The organism is Sorangium sp. So ce124 (assembly GCF_051525235.1).
In the GTDB taxonomy this organism is placed as follows: Bacteria; Myxococcota_A; Polyangia; order Polyangiales; family Polyangiaceae; genus Sorangium; species Sorangium atrum.
On record NZ_CP150312.1, the window covers coordinates 7,388,600 to 7,408,356 of the forward strand.

At 68.8% G+C, this 19,757-nt stretch carries 16 protein-coding genes; 8 read left to right on the forward strand and 8 right to left on the reverse strand.

Translation table 11 applies throughout. The features are described from left to right. Positions 1-26: 26 nt before the first annotated feature. The 6 genes from WMF19_RS27695 to WMF19_RS27720 all read right to left on the reverse strand — a co-directional run bounded on the left by WMF19_RS27695 (position 27) and on the right by WMF19_RS27720 (position 5,892). Positions 27-149: a hypothetical protein gene (locus WMF19_RS27695; RefSeq protein WP_437893106.1), complete on the reverse strand. Its 123-nt coding sequence runs from the start codon at positions 147-149 to the stop codon at positions 27-29. Then, entirely contained in the window at positions 146-1,123 is a 978-nt protein-coding gene (locus WMF19_RS27700; RefSeq protein ID WP_437893107.1) for a fumarylacetoacetate hydrolase family protein, read from the reverse strand. Before WMF19_RS27700 ends, WMF19_RS27695 begins: the two co-directional genes overlap by 4 nt. A gap of 291 nt (positions 1,124-1,414) precedes the next feature. Then, entirely contained in the window at positions 1,415-2,749 is a 1,335-nt protein-coding gene (locus WMF19_RS27705; protein ID WP_437893108.1) for a hypothetical protein, read from the reverse strand. 57 nt (positions 2,750-2,806) lie between these two features. Further along, a complete protein-coding gene (locus WMF19_RS27710; protein ID WP_437790676.1) occupies positions 2,807-3,253 on the reverse strand; it encodes a DUF3237 family protein in 447 nt (148 codons plus the stop codon). Next, on the reverse strand, positions 3,250-4,476 hold the full coding sequence (locus WMF19_RS27715; RefSeq protein ID WP_437893109.1) for a flavin-dependent oxidoreductase: 1,227 nt from the start codon (positions 4,474-4,476) through the stop codon (positions 3,250-3,252). The genes WMF19_RS27710 and WMF19_RS27715 overlap by 4 nt, the downstream gene beginning before the upstream one ends. A 216-nt stretch (positions 4,477-4,692) precedes the next feature. Continuing rightward, positions 4,693-5,892, reverse strand: a complete 1,200-nt coding sequence (locus WMF19_RS27720; protein WP_437893110.1) for an MFS transporter — start codon at positions 5,890-5,892, stop codon at positions 4,693-4,695. A 346-nt stretch (positions 5,893-6,238) separates the two neighbouring features. Here WMF19_RS27720 and WMF19_RS27725 point away from each other — a divergent pair, with 346 nt between their 5' ends. From WMF19_RS27725 to WMF19_RS27735, 3 genes are all read left to right on the forward strand, one after another. Next, a complete protein-coding gene (locus WMF19_RS27725) occupies positions 6,239-6,436 on the forward strand; it encodes a hypothetical protein (RefSeq protein WP_437893111.1) in 198 nt (65 codons plus the stop codon). Between the two features lie 125 nt (positions 6,437-6,561). Continuing rightward, positions 6,562-6,945: a hypothetical protein gene (locus WMF19_RS27730; protein WP_437893112.1), complete on the forward strand. Its 384-nt coding sequence runs from the start codon at positions 6,562-6,564 to the stop codon at positions 6,943-6,945. Positions 6,946-7,739: 794 nt separating this feature from the next. Beyond that, positions 7,740-9,533, forward strand: coding sequence for a hypothetical protein (locus tag WMF19_RS27735; RefSeq protein ID WP_437893113.1), 1,794 nt, complete (start codon positions 7,740-7,742; stop codon positions 9,531-9,533). 239 nt (positions 9,534-9,772) lie between these two features. On the opposite strand, the gene WMF19_RS27740 is transcribed toward WMF19_RS27735, so the two are convergent. Continuing rightward, the gene (locus tag WMF19_RS27740) at positions 9,773-10,768 is read right to left on the reverse strand and encodes a zinc-dependent alcohol dehydrogenase family protein (RefSeq protein WP_437893114.1); all 996 of its coding nucleotides are present in this window, start codon (positions 10,766-10,768) and stop codon (positions 9,773-9,775) included. Positions 10,769-11,629: 861 nt separating this feature from the next. Between WMF19_RS27740 and WMF19_RS27745 the strand changes: the two genes are divergently transcribed. From WMF19_RS27745 to WMF19_RS27765, 5 genes are all read left to right on the forward strand, one after another. Next, positions 11,630-12,286: an RNA polymerase sigma factor gene (locus WMF19_RS27745; RefSeq protein ID WP_437893115.1), complete on the forward strand. Its 657-nt coding sequence runs from the start codon at positions 11,630-11,632 to the stop codon at positions 12,284-12,286. Positions 12,287-12,739: 453 nt separating this feature from the next. Continuing rightward, the gene (locus WMF19_RS27750) at positions 12,740-14,191 is read left to right on the forward strand and encodes a DUF1592 domain-containing protein (protein WP_437893116.1); all 1,452 of its coding nucleotides are present in this window, start codon (positions 12,740-12,742) and stop codon (positions 14,189-14,191) included. A gap of 64 nt (positions 14,192-14,255) precedes the next feature. Further along, complete coding sequence (locus WMF19_RS27755; protein ID WP_437893117.1) at positions 14,256-15,818, forward strand: DUF1552 domain-containing protein; 1,563 nt, start codon at positions 14,256-14,258, stop codon at positions 15,816-15,818. Between the two features lie 286 nt (positions 15,819-16,104). Next, complete coding sequence (locus tag WMF19_RS27760; RefSeq protein WP_437893118.1) at positions 16,105-17,055, forward strand: STAS domain-containing protein; 951 nt, start codon at positions 16,105-16,107, stop codon at positions 17,053-17,055. A 272-nt stretch (positions 17,056-17,327) separates the two neighbouring features. Continuing rightward, a complete protein-coding gene (locus WMF19_RS27765; protein ID WP_437893119.1) occupies positions 17,328-18,716 on the forward strand; it encodes a pectate lyase family protein in 1,389 nt (462 codons plus the stop codon). Positions 18,717-18,744: 28 nt separating this feature from the next. On the opposite strand, the gene WMF19_RS27770 is transcribed toward WMF19_RS27765, so the two are convergent. Continuing rightward, complete coding sequence (locus WMF19_RS27770) at positions 18,745-19,689, reverse strand: hypothetical protein (protein WP_437893120.1); 945 nt, start codon at positions 19,687-19,689, stop codon at positions 18,745-18,747. Between the last annotated feature and the right edge of the window lie 68 nt (positions 19,690-19,757).

The following is a 19,757-nucleotide window of genomic DNA, read 5'->3' on the forward strand; positions in this document are numbered from 1 at the left end:
GTCGCGAGGGGGTAACGCAGGGCGAGCTAGGCGACCGGATCGACCTGGCGATCGGCGTGGGCCGCCTGGAAGGCGGGCAGCGCCATGCGCTCCGCCTCGATCCGCAGCAGGGTCGAGAGCGGCGCGAGATCGACCTCGCAGGCGCTCATCCGGATACCACCCGCTGCGCGATGCGCCCGAACAGGCTCTCTCCCGCGTGATTCAGCATCTCGATCATGATCGTGTCTCCTGGCTTCATGAACGGCGTCCTGGCCGCCCCGTCCGACAGGATCTCGAGCATGCGCTTCTCGGCGAGGCACGACACGCCGCGCGCCGGATCCCGGTTCGAGACGGTGCCGCTGCCGAGGAGGGTCCCCGCCGTGAGGCTGCGGGTCCTGGTGACATGCTCGATGAGCTCGAAGAACGAGAAATGCATCTCCGGGCCGGCCTCGGGATCGCCGATGAGCGCGCCGTTGTAGGTCGAGCGGAGCCGCAGGTGGACGCGCCCGTCATCGAACGCGCCGCCGAGCTCGTCGGGCGTGATCGCGAACGGCGAGAACGCGGTGGCGGGCTTGGAGCAGAAGAACCCGAACCCCTTCGCGAGCTCGGCGGGCACGAGGTTGCGCAGCGTCACGTCGTTGGCCAGCAGGAACAGGCGGATGTGCCGGTGGGCCTCTTCGCGGCGCGTGCCTTGCGGCGTGTCGCCGAGGACGACGCAGACCTCGGCCTCGAAATCCAGGCCCCACGCCTCGTCGCGCAGGACGATGTCGTCGGTCGGGCCGAGGAGGACGCCGGAGCCGCCCTGGTACACAAGCGGATCGGTCGTCAGCGTCTCGGGGGGCTCGGCGCCGCGCGCCTTGCGCACGAGCACGATGTGGTGGATGTACGCCGAGCCGTCGATCCATTCGTAGGCGCGGGGAAGCGGCGCGGCGAGCGCTTCCACGGCGAGCGGGGTCACCGCCGCGCCGCCGCGCTCGATATCGTCGGCGATGCGGCGGAGCGCGGGCTCGGCGCGCTCCCAGTCGTCCAGCGCGGCCTGGAGCGTGGGGAAGGCCGCGCCGGCGGGCGCGTAGGCGAGGCCGTCGCGGCGGACGACGACGAGCGTGCCATCACGGCCGGGGCCGCGGAGAGAGGCGAGCTTCATGCGGGTGCGAGCTCCTCTCGGCGCCCCGGCAGTCTCTTCGCCTCCGCTGGACGAGCAGGAGCCCCGTCGCGCCTGCCAGGGCTCGTCCTCGTTTGCGTGCTGTGCACCGAGTAACCGGTTGAACGGATCCGCATGAACACCGGATTGGATGTTTTCACGACGCCCCACGATCTCGCGCAGCGCGCCATGGAGGTGATTGCAACGATCTCTTACCCGATCCCTCTGACTCGCGGCATAGGCATACTCACCTATGCCGCGGATCGTGGGCGCGGAACCTCACCGTCCCGGGGATCACTTCTGCAGCTGGACGCCCAGGAACAGGGCGTTCCCCTTCGCCCCCGACAGATCGCTTCTTTGATAGCCGAGCGCGACACGCGCAGCGTGCCCCTCGATGATGTAGCCCAGCTGGGCATCGATGAGCAGATAGGAGTCGGCGTTCTTCGGCTTCGCTTGTTGCAATCGGACCAGAGGCTGCAGCTTCCCGACGCCGATGTTGCTCGGCGTGAGGTAGCTCGCGAGCGCAAAATAAGAATGGTCGAACCTCTCGAAGTCGCCGAAGTACTTGTAAAATGCGCCCTCGAGCGTGATGGTGCCCGCCGTCCCGAGGTTCTTCTCGAACAGGAGGTCGGCGTTGACCTCGCCATAGGTGTCCTTGCGCGGGGTGCCTGGGGGCTCGCCCGCCGCAGGGGGCGGCAAAGGCTCGACCGAACCTTCCTTCTGCACCTCACCCGCCACACCGAGCGCGAGGATGCTCTTCTCGCCGAGGTACGTGGCTTTCTGGTAATAGGCCGGCTCCGGGTCGAGCAAGCTCAGGTTGAGCCTCGCCGTGTAGAGCGGGCTCACCGAAGAGTCATGCAGGTTGAAGGCCCCCACGTAGTACTTGAACAGGCCGCCTGCCGCCTTGCCCCAGGCGGTTACCCCATCGTTGCGCCCGAAAGGCCCCTGCCTCGGCCCGATCGGCGGCGCATAGGGCTCGAAGAATCCGGGATAGTTCCACGGCCCCATCGACCACGGCCCGGAGAAGGCGGAGCGATCCGACGGCACGATCATTCGACCGATCCAGACGTTCAGCAGATCATGGAACTGGAACTTGGCGATGACGTCACGGATGGTCACGCTGCCCGTGATGTTGCCCCCGGTCGGGGTCGGCCCGAACTGAGCGACGATCGCGCCCTGCAGGCCGATGAATCGGTTGATTTCGCCTGAAAACGACAGATCCAGCTCTCCGTCCCCGAGCAGCCGGTCCATCTTCTCGCGCGCGCCGGGGTTCTGTAGGCGACCTCCGACGCGGGCCCAGGCCGCGACGCTGACCGGCTTCTTCCATGGCTCCTTGTCCGCCGGCGGTGCCGTCGAAGCTGCACCGGGCCCGGCGGCGCTCTGCGGCGCCGGCGCGCCGGCGTGGGCTTCCGCAGACGGCGCTGGCGCCGCGCTCGCATCCGCAGGAGGGCCCGCGGGTTCGGTCGCGGGGGCCGCGCTCGTCGGACCTTCGCCCGTGGGCGCCGGCGGCGCCTCGGGCGGCGGTTGTGCCCCTGCCGAGCGATGGAAGGAAGTGATGCCGAGGATGACGGCCAAGAACCCTGCGCCGACATCGCCCCGGCGTGTCGCCGCTCTCGTCTGTTTGCTCATGCGTTCTCCGTGTCAGGCCATCCGAGATCTCGAAGATCTCGGCCACGCTCGCGCCCCCTAGCCGATCTCGTACACCGTGAGCCGCACCCGGTCGGCCAGCCGCTCGCCCACGGACAGGGCCAGCACGGCGTTCAGCCGCAGAAGCCCTGGCGCCGAGGTGCGCATACGGATGGCGGTGCGGAAGTAGTAGAGCCCGGGGTCCACCGCCTCGCCGCGCCCGAGCGCCGCCAGCACCTCCGGCGGCCCGGCGCGGACGCCCTCGGAGACGATCTCCACCGTTCCATGGCCGGCGATGTCGAGGATGTAATGGGCGGAGATGTCCATCCGCCCGTCGGCCCAGATCGTCTGCCAGTCGCCGCCCGGCAGCACCCGCCCCTCGAGGCCGCCGGCCACCGTGCCGCCGACGATCGGGATGAAGCGCCGGCCGGGCGAGCTCGGATTGACGGTGACCGGCGGGGCCACAGCCACCTCGAGCGTCATCAGGGGGACGAGGGGAGGGCTCACGCGCGGGGCTCCGAGGCGCGCTTCAGGCCGGTCAGCACCTTGTAGCGGGCGGCGATGGCCTCCAGCTCGCCGGGGGCGAAGACGTCCTCGATACGGTCGAATCCGTCGGGCGCGCGGTCCTGGGCCATCTGCATGCACTGCTCCGGACCATTGCCGCGATTGGCCGCGACGATGGCGGCGGTGGCGGGCAGGCGCTCCGCCTCGTACGCGGCCAGCGCTTCCACCGGATCGGCGTGGGCGGCGAGCGCGCGGACCAGCGCGCGGGCGTCCAGGATGGCCTGACTCGCCCCGTTCGAGCCGATCGGGTACATGGGATGGGCGGCGTCCCCCAGCAGCGTCATGCGCCCATGGCTCCAGCGCGGCAGCGGATCGCGGTCGACCAGCGGGAACTCGTAGATCGCCTCGGCGCCCCGGATCAGGCCGGGCACATCCAGCCAGTCGAAGCGCCAGGCCTCGAACCTGGGCAGGAAGTCGGCAGGATCGCCCCGCCGGTTCCAGTCCTCCCGTCGCAGGCTCTCGGCGACGGTGAGCTCGGCGATCCAGTTGATCGTCTGGCGGCCGTCCGGCCCCGGTGGGGAGATGGGATAAGCGACGAACTTCTGGTCCTGATGTCCGGCCATGATCATGCTGGCGCCGGTGAGGAAGGGCGCCGCGATGCTGGTCGCCCGCCACAGGATGCGACCGCCGTAGACCGGCGGCCCCTCGTCCGGATAGAGGCCCGCGCGCGCCGCCGAATGGATGCCGTCGGCGCAGATCAGGAGATCGGCGGACACCTTGCAGGCCACGCCCTCGCGGTTGACGAAGCGCGCCGCGATGCGGCCCTCGCCCTCGTCGTGGTCCAGGAGGCGCCGGTCGCAGATCACCCGGTCGGGGCCCAGCCGCTCGACGGTGGCGTCGAACAGCACGCCCTGCAGAGCGCCGCGGTGCAGGGAGATCTGCGGCGCGGCGTGACCGGCGAAGCGGCCGCGCGGCTCGCCCCAGATGCGCTGGCCGAAGCGGTTGAAATAGACGAGCTCGCGGGTCGCCACCCCGTGGGCCATCAAGGCCTCGACCAGGCCCAGCTCGTCCAGCACCTCGCCGGCGTGTGGCAGGAGGTTGATGCCGACCCCGAGCGGCAGGATGGTAGGCACGGCCTCGAACACCGTCACCTCATGGCCCGCGGCGTGTAACGCCAGAGCTGCGGCCAGGCCGCCGATCCCGGCGCCCGCGACGATTACCTGCATGAGTCCTCCCGCAGACATGCGGCTCGACGCCGCCCCTCGTTGAAGCTGCCTCCGCGCGGGCGAAGCGCGCGACGAACAGCACCGCCAGCGCCAGCAGCAGCCAGTCCTCTCGAACGATCCGGCGGGCGGCGCCCCTCGGGACCGCGCAGGCCGAAGGCCCCGCCTCCCGGAGGACGCCCGGCGCGCGGCCGGGCGCCGATCGCCCCCGCCATTCCCTCAATCACCTGCGTAGCGTCCGCGAATGGTCATCACCGCCGCGGCCACCCCGGCCGACAGCACCACCGGCACCATGGCCATGGCCACGCCGGCAGGGCCCCAGCCCTGGCCCAGCAGGTGGCCCGCCACCAGCGGCCCGCCGATGGAGCCCAGCCGGCCGGCGGCGATGGAGGCGCCGGTGGCCAGCCCGCGCGCCCGCGCCGGGTAATAGAGCGGGATGACGCCATAGAGCGAATATTGCGCGCCCAGCAAGAAGAACCCCGCCAGGCCGGCCAGCGCCAGCACCGGAAGCAGGCTGTTGGCCCCCGCCAGCCCGAACAGCGACAGGGCCAGGGCGGGATAGGCCGCGATGATGGGAACGCGCGGCCCGAACCGGTCCACCAGCAATCCGATGACCCAGCAGCCGACGACGCTGCCGGCATTGAACGCGAAGGCGGCGCCAGCACCCCCCTTTCCGCCCAGGCCCTTGGCCGCCACCAGCGATGGCAGCCAGTTGAGCAGCAGATACAGCACGAGCAGCGTCAGGCCGAAGGTGAACCAGGCCAGCAGCGTGACCAGCAGCCGGCCATGGCCGAACAGCGCCTGCCCCCCGCCCTGCTGCTGGGCGCCGCCGGCCGCTGCCGTGCGGCTGTCGGGCATCAGAAGCGCGATGGCGGGCAGCAGCAGCAGCGGCAGCACGCCGCCGGCCAGGAAGATGCTGTGCCAGCCGAACCGTGCCAGGAAGCCGGCCGCGAACAGCGCCGCCAGCGCGCCGCCGGCCGGCATGCCGCTGAACATCAAGGTGGTGGTGCGAGTCCGCCGATCGGGCGGGGCGATTTCCAGGGCGACGGCCACCAGGGTGGGCATCGCCGCCCCCAGGCCTGCCCCGGCCAGGAGCCGGTAGATGCCGAGCGACAGAGGTCCACCCGCCACGACGGTGGCCAGCGTGAACAGGCCGAACACGCCGACGGCCATCATCAGCAGCGGCTTGCGGCCCATGCGGTCCGCCATCCAGCCGCCGGCCAGCGCGCCGCAGACCAGCCCGACCATGCCGGCCCCGAACACGACGCCCGCCTGCCCGGGCGTCAGGCCCAGGGCGGGGATCAGCAGGGGGGCGGCCACGCCGATGGCCTGGATGTCGAACCCTTCCAGCAGCGCGATCAAGAAGCACAGCGACAGCGTGACGGCGCCGCGCGGCGCGTGAGGGGGCGATGCGCCCATGGGGAAACCTCCCGTTTCCTTCCCGTTGCCCGGGATGGTTGCAGCTGGCCGCAGCCGAACAGATGCGGTGATTGAGCGTTCTGGTCCGAGTTCGCCGTCCGTCCTCGCATCACACGATGCAGGTGACTGCAACGACGTCGTACCCGAGCCCTCTGGATCGAGGCATAGGCATACCCGCCTATGCCTGGAGGCGAGACGCTGTCAGGCAACAGAGGCCGCCGACGGCCGTTGCTCCGCGACATGCGCGGCGAGCAGCCCCGCCCGTGGGAGGCGGCGCTCGCCGCGGGGCTCCAGGCGGGCCGCGGCTTCGCTCTCGAGGAGCGCGGCGAACCGGCCGATCGGCCACGTGGTAAAGGTGCAGTGCGTCGCGACGCTCCTTCACCGGGCGCTCGCCGTGATCACGGGCGAGCCCGTGGAGCGCGCGCTCGCGACGAACCCGCTCCTCTTCGACCAGCGCGCTGTCGCCTGTCCCGTGGTCGCGCGTGAGCGTGAGGTCCTGCGGGAATCGAAGGGGTCACCCACGCAGCCTGTGGGCTTCAGGTGACCTTTGCGCGCCACGGGCAATCCGCGTCATGACCATCACCAAGGACATCGGCAGTGCGCGCCACGAGATGGCCCCTACCCCGCCGATTGACGCCTTCTCCTGACCATGATGCGTTGCGGAACGGTATGATCATCCGTCGTGAGCAAAAGAGCGCGCTGGCCGAGCGGCAGCGCCGGGCGCAGTGCGACCTCGCGCGCGACTACCTGCGCGCCGAGCTCCGGGACCTCGTCGCGGACCTCGGCGACGACGCGTTGTTCGAGCATTGCCGCGAGTCGATGGAGATCGGCCTCGCCTTCGGCCTCTCCGACCACCGGTCGGTTGTATGGCTGGCCGCCATGCGCGTCCTCATCCACCCCCGCTTTCACGAGCACCCACGCCTACGCGCGCTCCTCGCGGATCCGCGCGTGCCGCCCGAAGCGCGTATCGATCACGTCCTCGCGGAGGCGACCGAGCTGGATTTTCACGAGGCCGCGATCGTCGGGCCAGGCATCCCGCTCGCGGAGTCGTAGCCTATTCGTGGCACAAGGACGAGGTCGTCATGCCCAAATGTCAATTTCCCGACTGCATCGCCACCTCCACCCTGAGGAAGTGCGACGCCTGCGAGAAGAAATTTTGCACGGCGCTGGCGCACATTCACAATCACAATTGCAAAAGAACCTGCGGCACATGCAGGCGGGATAACCTGGTCGTGCAGAAATGCCCTGCGTGCACCTTGTTCCTTTGCCATCCCTGCTCCATCCCGCACAACAAATACAACCACACCCCGTGCAGCGCCTGCGGGAAGGCAGGAGCCCCCTGCTCTTGCGGGGAAAGCTATTGCAGCCAGCACTTGCGCCGGCACCAAAACAGCGGCGCGTGTGGCCAGACTTGTATTTTCTGCGACGGGGCCGCCGCGGCTCCATGTCCCAAGTGCAGCCACTTCCTTTGCATCAACCATCATAATCACATCGATTCCCCGCACTGCGCACAGCCGCGCTGTCCCACGACGGCGACGAGCTCGTGCCGCCTCTGCGGCCAGATTCATTGCGCGCCCCACGCCGGCGACCACGCGAACGCACACGCGCCGGACGACGTGAAGCAGTGCGTCCATTGCGAAGCGCTCACGGCGCTCTCCTGCGATCGCTGCCACGAGCCCCTATGTCGACGCCACAAAAGCACCGCATCGCACGATTGCGTCAACAGGGGACAATGCTCGGTCTTGACATGCCGCGAGCGCACCCCCCTCAAATGCACTACCTGCAAGGCCCTCGTCTGCGGCGACCACCGCGACGAGGCCGCGCACCCCTGCGGAAGATGCGCTTTCGTGCTGGGCGCCAGCAGCCGGCCGTGCACGAACCCTGCCGTCGCGCAATGCGCGAAATGCAAGCGATGGTTCTGCTGCAAGCGCGCAAAGATCGGCAAGGAAAAGAACCACCTGGGCGCCCATGGATGCGACCTCGCCGTGGTCGAGCAATTGCAGGCCGTCGGCCGGTTCCCCATCTGGACGTTCCAGTACGCGGGTGGCCACCTCCAATCGCCTCAATTCGTCGAGCCACCCGACGACTTCGAGCCCCTGCTCCGATCCGAATACATCCACGGCATGATGAGGATCAACGGGGCTCCGCCACCGGCGGCGCTTCAAGAGATGGTCACCAATCTGTTCGGCTCTACCCTGGGCGCCTCGTCCCCCAATGACCTCCTCGCGATGCTCCTCGCGTTGAAGGAGGCCAAGCACTGGCGCGAGCTCTACGACGCCTTCCGGAGCTCGCCCCAGATGAAGTTCGCCTGCTGCCAGATGCTCAATTCACAGATCCTCCACGTCAAGGACAGCCTCCACGTCCACAAGATGGACCTCTTTTCGATGGACTGGATCGAGGAGGCCGACACGAAGCCCTGGGAGATTCGCCTCGTCAAGAAGTTCACGCGCCTCACGGACAGGGGAGAGACCCCGCTGTTGCAAGTAAAACGATGCCACGTCATCGACGTCGGCAAGAGCGGCCTGCTCGGCGCCACGGAGGAGCTGATCGCGGTCCGAAAGGCCCTGAACGCGGTGCACGCGAAGCACCCCGACCGCACGATACACCACGCGACCATCCTGAACTGGCCGTTCTGCTCCGTGCTGGCCATCAACCAGAAGGACTCCTCGGGCAAGGGCACCACGCGCATCGTCACGCCCTGCGTCGGCGCCACGGATGCGCGCTGGCAGGTGCGCGTGCTCGACCTGTCATACAACGAGATCTGGCAAGGGCTCGCGCGCTTTTCTCCGCAAGACCAGCAAATAATCGCTCGCGTGCTCATCGGCCTCGTGGAGGGAGAGATGCCGTCCCTGGACGTGCAACGACAGGTCGTGCCGCTCACGGACGTCAAGGCGCGGTTCCTGCGCGGGGTCAGGCTCGACCAGAGCACCAGCGCGCTGCAGTTCAGCGAGAAATGGTGGCTCTCGAACTATGCCAAGAAGATCGACGTCAAGCTCTCCATGATGGAATTCCTGTGTTCCATGGCCGCGATCCTCTTCGTCGCGGAGCCGCGGCACGCGCGCGCCATGATCCCCGTCACCCTGGTCCAGCTCCAGGAGGTCGTCGACGGCGAGCTCACCATGGCGGACCTCTTCGGCGACCTCGGCGGCGGCATCGAATATGGACGATTGCTCGCGGGCGCGAACTATATCGGCGACAAACTCAGGCAGGCCTCGGACCAAGGCCAGTGGTTGACGCAAGCGTGCACGACATGGGCCTCCATCAAGGATCGCATCCCCCCGGGGCATAACCTCGTGGTGCGATCATGCCCGCTGAAAGATCTGAGGATGGTGCTCGCCGACAGCCCGGGCTACGAGGTCACGGCGCCTGCGCCGTTTTTATACCATGGAGCATCGCTGGCCGTCGGGTATACGAGCGCGGCGCGCTCGCCAGTATACCAGGTCCTCATGAAAGAGCTATTCACGATGTTCCTGAGGACGCTCACAGAGATGAAACAGTCGCTGGGGCTCAACCTCCCTGCGGCGCCCGTGCCTACCCGCCACGTCCAGGTGCCCGCGCTGCTCCCGAGCGACATCGAAGACGTCGCGCTCGGCGAGGCCGAGGCGGCGTTCGACGAGGACATCTCCTCGTTGGATCCATGACGGTCTCGCCGAGCCGCCGGAGCCAGGACGCCTCGAACCATCATGAGCAGCACCCCCCTCGGCCAGCTCATGTCCTTAGGCGCCTCCGTGGAATTGACTTGTTGGACCAACTACGTATCCGGACAAAGTTGGAACGAATACCAGGCTGCGCCTGAGTCACGCGTCGCGAGCGCATCGCCGACACGTCCCAGACAGCACACCTCCTACGGCTGATCGGCGCGGCGCTCGGGGAGCTGGGTTCACGTCGGCACGAGCACCGCTGCCCCCGAAAAGCGGCCGTTCCGCAGATCGTCGAGCGCCTCGTTGGCCGCCAGCAGCGGGTAGACGTTCACCTGCGTCCGCACGGGCACCCGCGGCGCGAGCGCGAGGAACTCCTCGCCGTCCCTGCGCGTCAGGTTCGCCACCGACCGCAGCACCCGCTCGCCCCACAGGATCGAATAAGGGAACGAGGGGATGTCGCTCATGTGGATTCCCCCGCAGACCACGGCGCCGCCCTTGCGTACGGCGCGCAGCGCGGCCGGCACGAGCTCGCCGGCCGGGGCGAAGATCAGCGCCGCGTCGAGCTCCTCGGGCGGCGCGTCGAAGGAAGAGCCTGCCCACTCGGCCCCCATCGACAGCGCGAACGCGCGCGCCGCGTCGTCGCCCGGCCGGACGAAGCCGAAGACGCGTCGGCCCTCGAAGCGGGCCACCTGCGCCACGAGGTGGGCGGCGGCGCCAAACCCGTAGATGCCAATCCGCTCGGCGTCCCCCGCCAGACGCAGCGTCCTGTACCCGATGAGCCCGGCGCAGAGCAGCGGCGCGGCCGAGAGGTCCGGGAAGCCGTCGGGGATCGGAAAGCAGAAGCGCGCGTCCGCGACCGCGAGCTCCGCATACCCGCCGTCGATCTGGTACCCGGTGAAGCGCGCTCGGTCGCAGAGGTTCTCCCGCCCTGCGCGGCAATGCGCGCACACGCCGCAGGTCCAGCCGAGCCAGGGCACACCCACGCGCACGCCCAGCGCGAACCGCGGCCCTTCGCCCACCGCGGGCACCTCCTCGAGGACCTCGCCCACGATCTGGTGCCCCGGCACGAGCGGCAGCCTGGCGTCCGGCAGCTCGCCGTCGACCACGTGCAGATCGGTGCGGCACACGGCGCAGGCGCGCACGCGGAGCAGCACCTCACCGGGACCAGGCCGCGGAGCGGGCCGATCCTCCAGCACGAGCGGACTCTTCGGGGCTCTCAGGACGAGGGCGAGCATGGCTCCGAGCCGAGGTCTCCGAGCCGACTGTATTGCAGCCAGCGCCCATCGTCCCGTGTGTGAGCCCAGAAGATCGCCGAGCCCAGCCTGCTCGCCGGGAAGCGACGCTATCCTGTGCCCTGACGTCCGCCGCCCGCTGCTCTTGACACGGCGCTCCGGAGGAGCCCCGCCAGGCGTGTCCTCCCCCGGGATCGAGGAACTCCGCGGTCCCACCGATAGGAGTTGACACTGCGCGTGTGAGCGTTCACAATCGGCCCCAGCGGGTATCCTTTTGCTTCCCCGCTGAAGGGGTCGGTATGCGCACCGAGACCTTCATGTCCCGAACGACATCGCCATGGATTCGCTCGGTCGTCGCGGATGCGAGTCACGGTGAGCTCAATCAATTGCCGCGGCTGGAATCGCAGTCCTGGCCGGTATCATCCTTTGTGCAGCAGCGATTACAGCGGCGGTTCATCTGTTGAATAGCATCGCTTTATCATCAATGTCTCCCTCTCCCCGCCCCTGACGCGCGGCGCTGTCCTGTTGAAACCCGGCCCGCACGAGAGGGCCGTCCATGCCGCGATCTCGAGAGGTTGAGCCAGGAACAGGGGGAGATGTTCCATGTGGATTACAACCCCTCTCGAAGGGCGAGCTCGGAGCAGTAGATTCGGACGAGCGAGCCTCGCAAGGTGAAAGCGGCACCCTTCGGTGCATGGCTAGGTTCTGGTATCCGGGAGGCTCGCATAGGATGGATTTCTACGGCGGCGGCCGAAAGACCGATCCGTTCGCGTACCTCGACGCCTGCGACGGCAGCCGCGTCGATCTCATCGCGGCGCATTGGCATCCTTGCGGCTGGCCGGCCTCCAGGTGTGGTAGCGTGTCTTGGCGAGCTCCGATGCTACCGGCGGCGAGGTGCAGCCCGTGACCGCCCGCGCGGCGATCGCTCCGTCGACGCCTCCGCCCGCCGACGCGGTCTCCGCGGCCGGCGTACAGGCCGCGCCGCTCGACTTCGCGGAGGTGTACGAGGAGATCTTCCCCTTGGTCTGGCGGACCGTGCGCCGCCTCGTCGCGGACGCCTCCGCGCACGAGGACGTATGCCAGGAGGTGTTCGCCGTCGTGCACCGGCGGCTCCCGGAGTTCCGGGGCCGCTCGTCGCTGAAGACGTGGGTCTTCGGGATCGTGGTCAACGTCGTACAGGCGCACCGGAGAGCGCAGCGCCGGCAGAGCCCGGCCCACCGCGGGACAGGAGAGATCGTGGATCCCGAGCAGCTCGCGGGGCCGAGCGACCTCAGCCCCTACGAGGCCATGAAGAGGGCGGAGGCCGCGCGCGTGGTGCACGACCTCCTGGCGTCGCTCGACGAGGAGAAGCGCGTGGTGCTCCTCCTCGCCGAGCTGGAAGAGCTCCCGGCGTCGGAGATCGCGCAGGGGATCGGGGTCAACGTCAACACCGTGTATGCGCGGCTGAGGGCCGCTCGACAGGCGTTTTCCGACGCGGTGCACCGTCACCACGCCAAGATCCGAGGAGGCCGCCATGGATGAGCTGAGGGCTGGCGAGCGGGCGCTCTTGAGCGCCCCTTCGCGACGCGGACGAGCCGACCGACGAGGACAGGCGGTCGATGCGCGCGGCCGTGGAGGGCGCGCTCGGGCCGAGCGCGCAGGTCGAGCAGGCGCTTGCCCGATGCCGCTTGCCGCCGAGCCTGGATTCATACGACCCGCCGCGATCTTCGCGCTTATGCCCGCACCCGGTCGATTTGATCACGAAAACAGCGCGCTCCGGTCACAAGACGGAACTGCCGATTCCACACGCGGGAGCCGACGATGACATTCAGACTGGACCGAGTGTTCGCGAGTCCCTGGATCGCTGCCGGGGGATGCCTCCTGAGCATCTCGTGCACTGGCACCCTCGGGGGTGATGACTCTTCGGAGCAGAGTCCGGGGCAGACCCCGGACCAGGGTACCGCCATCGCTGTAGACAGGATGCCTCTGCACCACATGACAGCGTCGGAGTACAACTCCACCGTCGCCCACCTCCTGGGAACGAGCCTGAGGCCCGCGGACGGATTCCCGGCCTTCGGCGCGAAGGGCTTCGACGCAAACGTCAACGCGCTCTCGAACCTCTCGCAGGTCCTGGTCCAGGGGTATTACGACGCCGCCAGGACGCTCGCCGAGGACGCCTTCTCGCACGAGGAGCAGCGCGCCAAGATCCTCGTGTGCGACCCGGCAGAGGGCACGGACGACCGGTGCGCACGCGAGATCATCCAGCGCTTCGGGCTGCGCGCGTTCCGGCGCCCGCTCGAGGCGGCGGAGGTCGACAGGTACGCGGCGCAGTACGATGACGCGCGGACCACCCTCGAGATGTCCCCGGTCGAGGCGGTGCAGCACGTCGTCCGGACGGTGCTCACGTCGCCGCATTTCATCCTCCGGATCGAGCTGGGCCCCGACTCGGCGAGATCGCCGGGCGCCCTCAACGGCTACGAGGTCGCGTCGCGCCTCTCGTACCTGCTCTGGAGCTCGCTCCCGGACGAGGAGCTCTTCGACGCCGCGGAGAGCGATGAGCTGGCCACCGCGGGCGAGCTCGAGCAGCAGGTGGACCGCATGCTGGACGACCCGAAGAGCGCCGCCTTCTTCCAGAACTTCTTCGGGCAGTGGCTCGGCACGCGCACGCTCCCCAGCCACAACGCCGACACGAGCCAGTTCCCGAACTGGAACGATGAGATGAAGGGCGCGATGCTCGACCAGGTCAACGAGTACTTCGCCAGCTTCACGACCGGCGGGCGGCCGTGGTCCGAGTTCCTCACGGCGCCCCACCCGGAGAGCCGGCTGATCGAGCCGCTCTATGCGAACGACCCCGAGGGCCTGCGCGAGGGGTTCCTCACGCTCCCGGCGTTCCTGACGCTGTCGTCCCGCGCCGACCGGACCTCTCCCACGTCCCGCGCGAAGACGATCCTGGAGCAGCTCTTCTGCGCGCCCATGGCGCCGCCCGCCAACGTGGATATCCCGGAGCTCGGCGCCGCGAGCGGGGACACGGGCGGTGTCACCAACGTGCGCAAGGAGCTCGAGAAGCACCGCGCGTCGCCCGACTGCGCGGGCTGCCACGACGTGCTCGACCCGATCGGGCTGAGCCTGGAGAACTTCGACCCGATCGGCGCCTACAGGACCCAGTACCCGAACGGCGACCCGATCGACGCGACGGGGGTGTACGAGGGCGCGCCGTTCGAGGACATCTCCGGCCTCGTGCCGGCGCTCGTGGAGGCCGCCCGCTCGGGGACGTGCCCCTCCGAGCAGCTCTTCAGCTATGCCCTGCGCCGGCGCCCGAGCGCCGGGGACAGGACGAGGATCAAGGAGATCGCCGGGCGTTGGGCCGGCGGCACGATCGCGGATCTGGCGAAGCAGGTGGTGACCAGCGATGCGTTCCGCCTTCGGGCGAAGGACAAGGCGCGGTGAGGCCGCACGCGTTGTTTCTGCACACGACGAGGCACCAAGGAGCGATGCGCACATGAAACGCTTGATGACACGCAGAAACTTGTTGCGCGGCGCGGGCGTCTGCCTGGCGCTGCCGTTTCTCGAGAGCCTCGCGCCGCGCAGCGCGCGCGGCGGGGAACCCGGCACCCCGAAGCGGTTCGTGCTCTGCACCTTTCCGAACGGGGCGCCCCATCACTGGTGGGAGACGGCGCCGGCGTTCGGAAAGACGCTGAAGGGCGCCGACTTCAAGCTGCCGAGGGTGCTCGAGCACTTCGCGCCGGTGAAGTCGAAGATGCTCATGATCAGCCGCCTCGGCAACTACACGTGGAGCACGGAGCAGCACCCCTACATCGAGCCTTCGCACTCGCGCCTCGGCGCGGCGCTCTCGACCTGCGTGGACGCCGATCAGCTGGGGAGGGAGGCGCGCCGGGACCTCGGCGAGTGGGTGGGGAACGGCGTCTCGGTCGACCAGCTCATCGTCCAGAAGGCAGGCCCGGAGCAGGCGACCCGCATCCCGTCGCTGCAGACGGGGCTCGGCGTCAAGCCCGGCTTCTTCGACCAGCGCAGCTACGCCTACAATCAGGTCCTCTCCTGGAAGAGCCCGAGCGAGCCGCTGAAGCGCTCGGTCAACCCGAAGGCGGTGTTCGACGCGCTCGTCGGCGCGGGCGCGGCGGGGTCCGTGCCAGGGCAGACCGACGAGCAGGCGAGGATCGAGGCGGAGCGCCGCGCGGCGACCGAGAAGAGCGTCATCGACGGCGTGCTCGCGGACGCGAACTCGCTCATGAACCGGGTCGGCTCCGACGATCGCAAGATCGTCCAGCAATACCTGGACTCGCTGCGCGAGATCGAGAAGAACGCGACCCGCGTCCAGTCGACGATGACCCCCTCGATGGGCCTTGGCTGCAGCCCGATCAGCCAGCCCGGCGTGGTCCCCGAGCCGCCGGGCCAGGCGGAGGGGCTCAACGAGAACGACAACACGGGAGCCGGCCCGTACAAGCACGAAGATCACGCGAAGGTCATGATCGACCTCATCGTCATGGCGATTCAATGCGACGTGACGCGCGTGATCACCCACATGCACGACGACATGCGCTCCGAGTTCGAGTACCGGTGCATCCCGGAGGACGTCCGCGCCAAGGTGGGACTCGCGTACAGGAGAGAGGCCAGCCTGCACTACCACTCCTCCCAGCACGCCGCCGGCAACCTGGACCGCGCGACCCAGAACGGCCAGTACAAGATCGTCACGCAGAGCAACCTCGACTACGCGGCGATCAACTGCTGGCTCAACCAGAAGAGCGCGCAGCTCGCGCAGCGGCTCGACGCGATCCCCGAGGGCGACGGCACGGTGCTCGATCACTGCGTCATGGTGCACATGAGCGAGATGCGCTCGCACGACCACGACGGGTACGACCTGCCCATCGTGCTCCTCGGCGGAGACGGCGTCTTCTTGAACGACGCGCACGTCGCCTACGACGCCCTCGGCAACGATCGCCAGCTCCGCGATCTGTGGTTCACCATCATGAACCAGTACTACGGCCTGGGCGTCACGTCGTTCGGCGAGGATCGCCGCGGCGCGAAGAACGCGCTCCTCGAGGAGATCCTGCGGTAGCGCGGTGACTCACGGTGCCCCGCGCGGACGGTCATGCGCGCACCATGCCGGCAGCGCCCGGCCGCCGCGCGGAAAACCTGCAATGTGGATGGCTGGGCCCCAACGTGGGCAAGCCACGACTGCATCAAATCCATCCAGCCTGGCTTTCCAGTAGATCGTAGGCGTTCCTCTCGCCTATAAGTTCACAACGCCTCGGACACACGGCGGTTCGCAGGAACACGTTTTGTGGTGCTGGGCGCCGCGCAGGGGCGAGCGTGTGTGAACAAGCTGGCATGAGGGGAGCGCCATGAGCATGGATGGCCGACTCGATCCGAGCGACGCCTCGGCGCTGCGGGAGCGCGTCGTCCGCCTGGAGCAGGAGCTGGCCCAGCGCGAGCGGGAGCTGGCCGAGCACAGGCGCGAGATCGGGGCGCTGCACGAGCGCGAGGCGCAGCTCCTCGAGATCGAGGCGGAGCAGAAGCGGCTCGCCGCCGTGACGGAGAACAGCTCGGATTTCATCGGCATCGCCTCGATGGAAGGGGTCGCCCAGTACCTCAACGAGGCAGGGCGGCAGCTCGTCGGCCTCGAAGCGAGCGAGCTGCCGCGGGTGACGATCGGCAGCTTCTTCTTCCCCGACGATCTCCCCTACATCGAGCAGCACATCATGCCCGCGACGATGGAGCACGGCCGCTGGGTCGGGGAGTTCAGGTTCAGGCACTTCAAGACCGGGGCTGCGATTCCGGTCCTTTACAACTCCTTCCTGATCAGGGACCCAGAGACCGGGGAGCCCATGGCGCTGGCGACCGTGACGGCGGACCTCACCGAGCGCAAGCGCGCCGAGGAGGAGCGCGTCCGCCTGAAGGACGAGATGATCCGGGTCCAGGCCGCCACGCTCCGCGAGCTGTCGACCCCCCTGCTCCGCATCAGCGATCGGGCCGTCATCATGCCGCTCATCGGCGCGGTGGACTCGAGCCGCGCCGCGGCGGTCCTCGAGCGGCTGCTCCAGGGCGTCAGCGCCGAGCAGTCCAGGGTGGTGATCCTCGACATCACGGGCGTATCGAACGTGGACTCACACGTCGCCGACGCGCTCATCCGGACGGCGAAGGCCGTGCGCCTTCTCGGCGCGCAGATGGTCCTCACCGGTATTCGCCCCGAGGTCGCGCAGATCCTCGTGGCGCTCGGCGTCGATCTGGGCAGCATCGTCACGATGGGCTCGCTCCAGAGCGGCATCGCGTTTGCGTTGAGCCAGCCGCGCTGAGGTCGACGCGCCCGCGTCGGCTGAGCCCACTGGCAACACTGCGTGGACCTTGGCTGTATCGCGTGCGACGCAGCACGCCATGCTGCGCCGCGGGTGACGATTTCTGAAAGGTGAGCGGGAGCTCGATCAACTCCGGGAGCATGGAGACCTGGGCACGATGCCTGCCAGGCCGGGCGAGCATTTCTCGGCTGGCACTTTTTGCTCTGGGCGCGGCCGCGTGGGCGTGTTCCGAGACACCGCACGACGGCTCCGGGAGCGGCGGAGCTCCCTCGATGGATCCTGTTGGCGAAGGCGGAGCGACGCCGGGCAGCGAGGCATCGAGCAGCGACGCCTCCTCCGGGGTGACGACCGGAACCGGAGGGGCCGGCGGCGCGCCGAGCCCGGGTGCGGGCGGCGGCGAACCGAGCCCGGGTGTGGGCGGCGGCGCTGGGACGGGCGGGTCGGGCGCCGTCGAGTTCGGGGCCTTCCCCGGCGCGGAGGGATTCGGTCGGATGGCCACCGGCGCCCGCGGCGGCGACGTCTACCATGTCACCAACCTGAACGATTCGGGACCTGGATCCCTGCGGGACGCCATCAGCCAGCCGCATCGCACCGTGGTCTTCGACGTCGGCGGCGTCATCAAGATCGACTCCCGCCTTGTGTTCAAGAACAACCAGACGATCGCCGGGCAAACCGCGCCTGGCGGCGGCATCACCATTTACGGGAACGGCACATCGTTCTCCGGCGCCTCGCACACGATCGTTCGCTACGTGCGGTTTCGCATGGGCAAGATCGGCGACTCCGGCAAGGACACCGTCACCATGGCCAACGGTCACGATGTGATCTGGGACCATTGCTCCCTGAGCTGGGGGCGCGACGGCACCTTCGATCTGAACCGGGAGAGCGGGGCGGAGCTCTACAACATCACGCTGCAAGACTCGATCGTCGCTCAGGGGCTCCAGACCCACAGCACGGGCGGCATCGTCAACACGAGCGCCACGTCGATCATCCGGTCCTTGTACATCGACAACAACTCCCGCAATCCCAAGGCCCGCGGGACGCTGCAGTTCGTCAACAACGTCGTCTACAACTGGGTCGCCTCGGGCTACATCCTGGGCGACACGAGCGGACGCTCGGACGGGGCGATGGTCGGAAACTACCTGATCACCGGCCCGGAGACGAAGGGCGGTACCCTGGACAGCCCCACGCCCGACTACCACCTCTATGCCGTCGACAACTGGTACGACAGCAACAAGGACGGTGTCCTGAACGGCCGCCTGCTCGGCCAAGGGGACTTCGGCTCGGTGACCTGGGAGACGGCGCCGAGCGTGGAGGTCCCCGACGTGCCCGCGATGAGCGCAGAGGACGCCTTCGACCACGTGATGAATCACGCCGGGGCGTCTCTCTGGCGTGACCCGGTCGACGATTTCGTGATGGAAGAGCTCGCGTCCCTAGGGACCGACGGCGCCACGATCAGCGACGAGAAGAGCCTCGGCCTCCCCAACGCCGTTGGAGACATCCCGGGGGGCTCTGCGCCCAGGGACACGGATCAGGACGGGATGCCCGATGCGTGGGAGGTCTCCGCGGCGCTCGACCCCGGCGACCCGGAGGATCGCAATGGAGACCGCAACGGCGACGGCTGGACGAACCTCGAGGAGTACATCAACTCCCTCGTCCCGTGACGCCTCGAGGGCGGCTCGCCACGCGTCGTCAGAACGAGACCCCCAGGCTGAGCGTGCCCAGGGCTTGAGCGATGAGCGGAGCGGAGCGCTCCTCTTCGACGGCGATGACGGGGCGCGGCAGGAGCGTGAGACACGTGAGCTCGAGGCCGAGGCTCACGCTCGGATGAAAGAAGTACTGGACGCCGAGCCCCGCGTCCGCGGCGAAGCTGAAGAATTCCTCGCTGCGCCCCACGAGCGGCGGCTCGACATCACCGGTGGCCTGGAGGTGGTAGGCGCCGATGCCGAGGAGCGGCCCCCATTCCCAGTGGAGATCGCCAGCTGCTTGCCCGAGGTTCCAGCTGGCCCGGAGGAGCGCGAGCTCCTGGCGCACCCGGGCGGCGCCGCCTGCTGCACGGAACTCGGCGCCAAAGAGGGGACCTCCCAGGAGCAGGCCGAGACGGAAACGCTCGTCGAGGCGGGTGTGCGCCCCGATCTGCGCGCCGACGCCGCCGCCCACCGAAGGGGTGAAGAGGACGAGCCCTCCCGTGCGCACGTGAAAGCGGGGCGGCTCCCGGGAGAAGCGGAGCACCTCGGGGGCGGGCGGCTGGGCCTCGACGCCGAGCACGTCCCGAGCAGGCGCCTGGCCCGAGCCAAGCTCGAGGAGGCTCGCGCGCAGGAGATCGACGGCGCGCACGGCGAGGAGCATCGGGCCATCGCTGGAGGGATCGATGAGGAGCTTACGTGTGGTCGTCTTGCCGGTCACGCGGTCCACGATGCACACCTCGGCGGCCGTGCCGCTTCCGTCGCGCCGAAGCGCGACAGCCGCAAAAGCATCGCTCTCCTGCGCCTCTTGCTCGAGCTCCTCGGCTCCGGGCGAGCGCGCAGCGCTCCCGAGCACGATGACCTCGAAGGACTGCAGCTCCAGCTCGGCAGAGAGCCGTCCGAAGGCCTCGAAGAGCGTGGAATCGCGCGGATCCGGTCGGACGACGAGCACGCGCTGCGCCCACGCCGCTCGAGGGCAGACGAGCAGCAGGAGCAGGACGAAAAGCGTTCGTGCCCGCC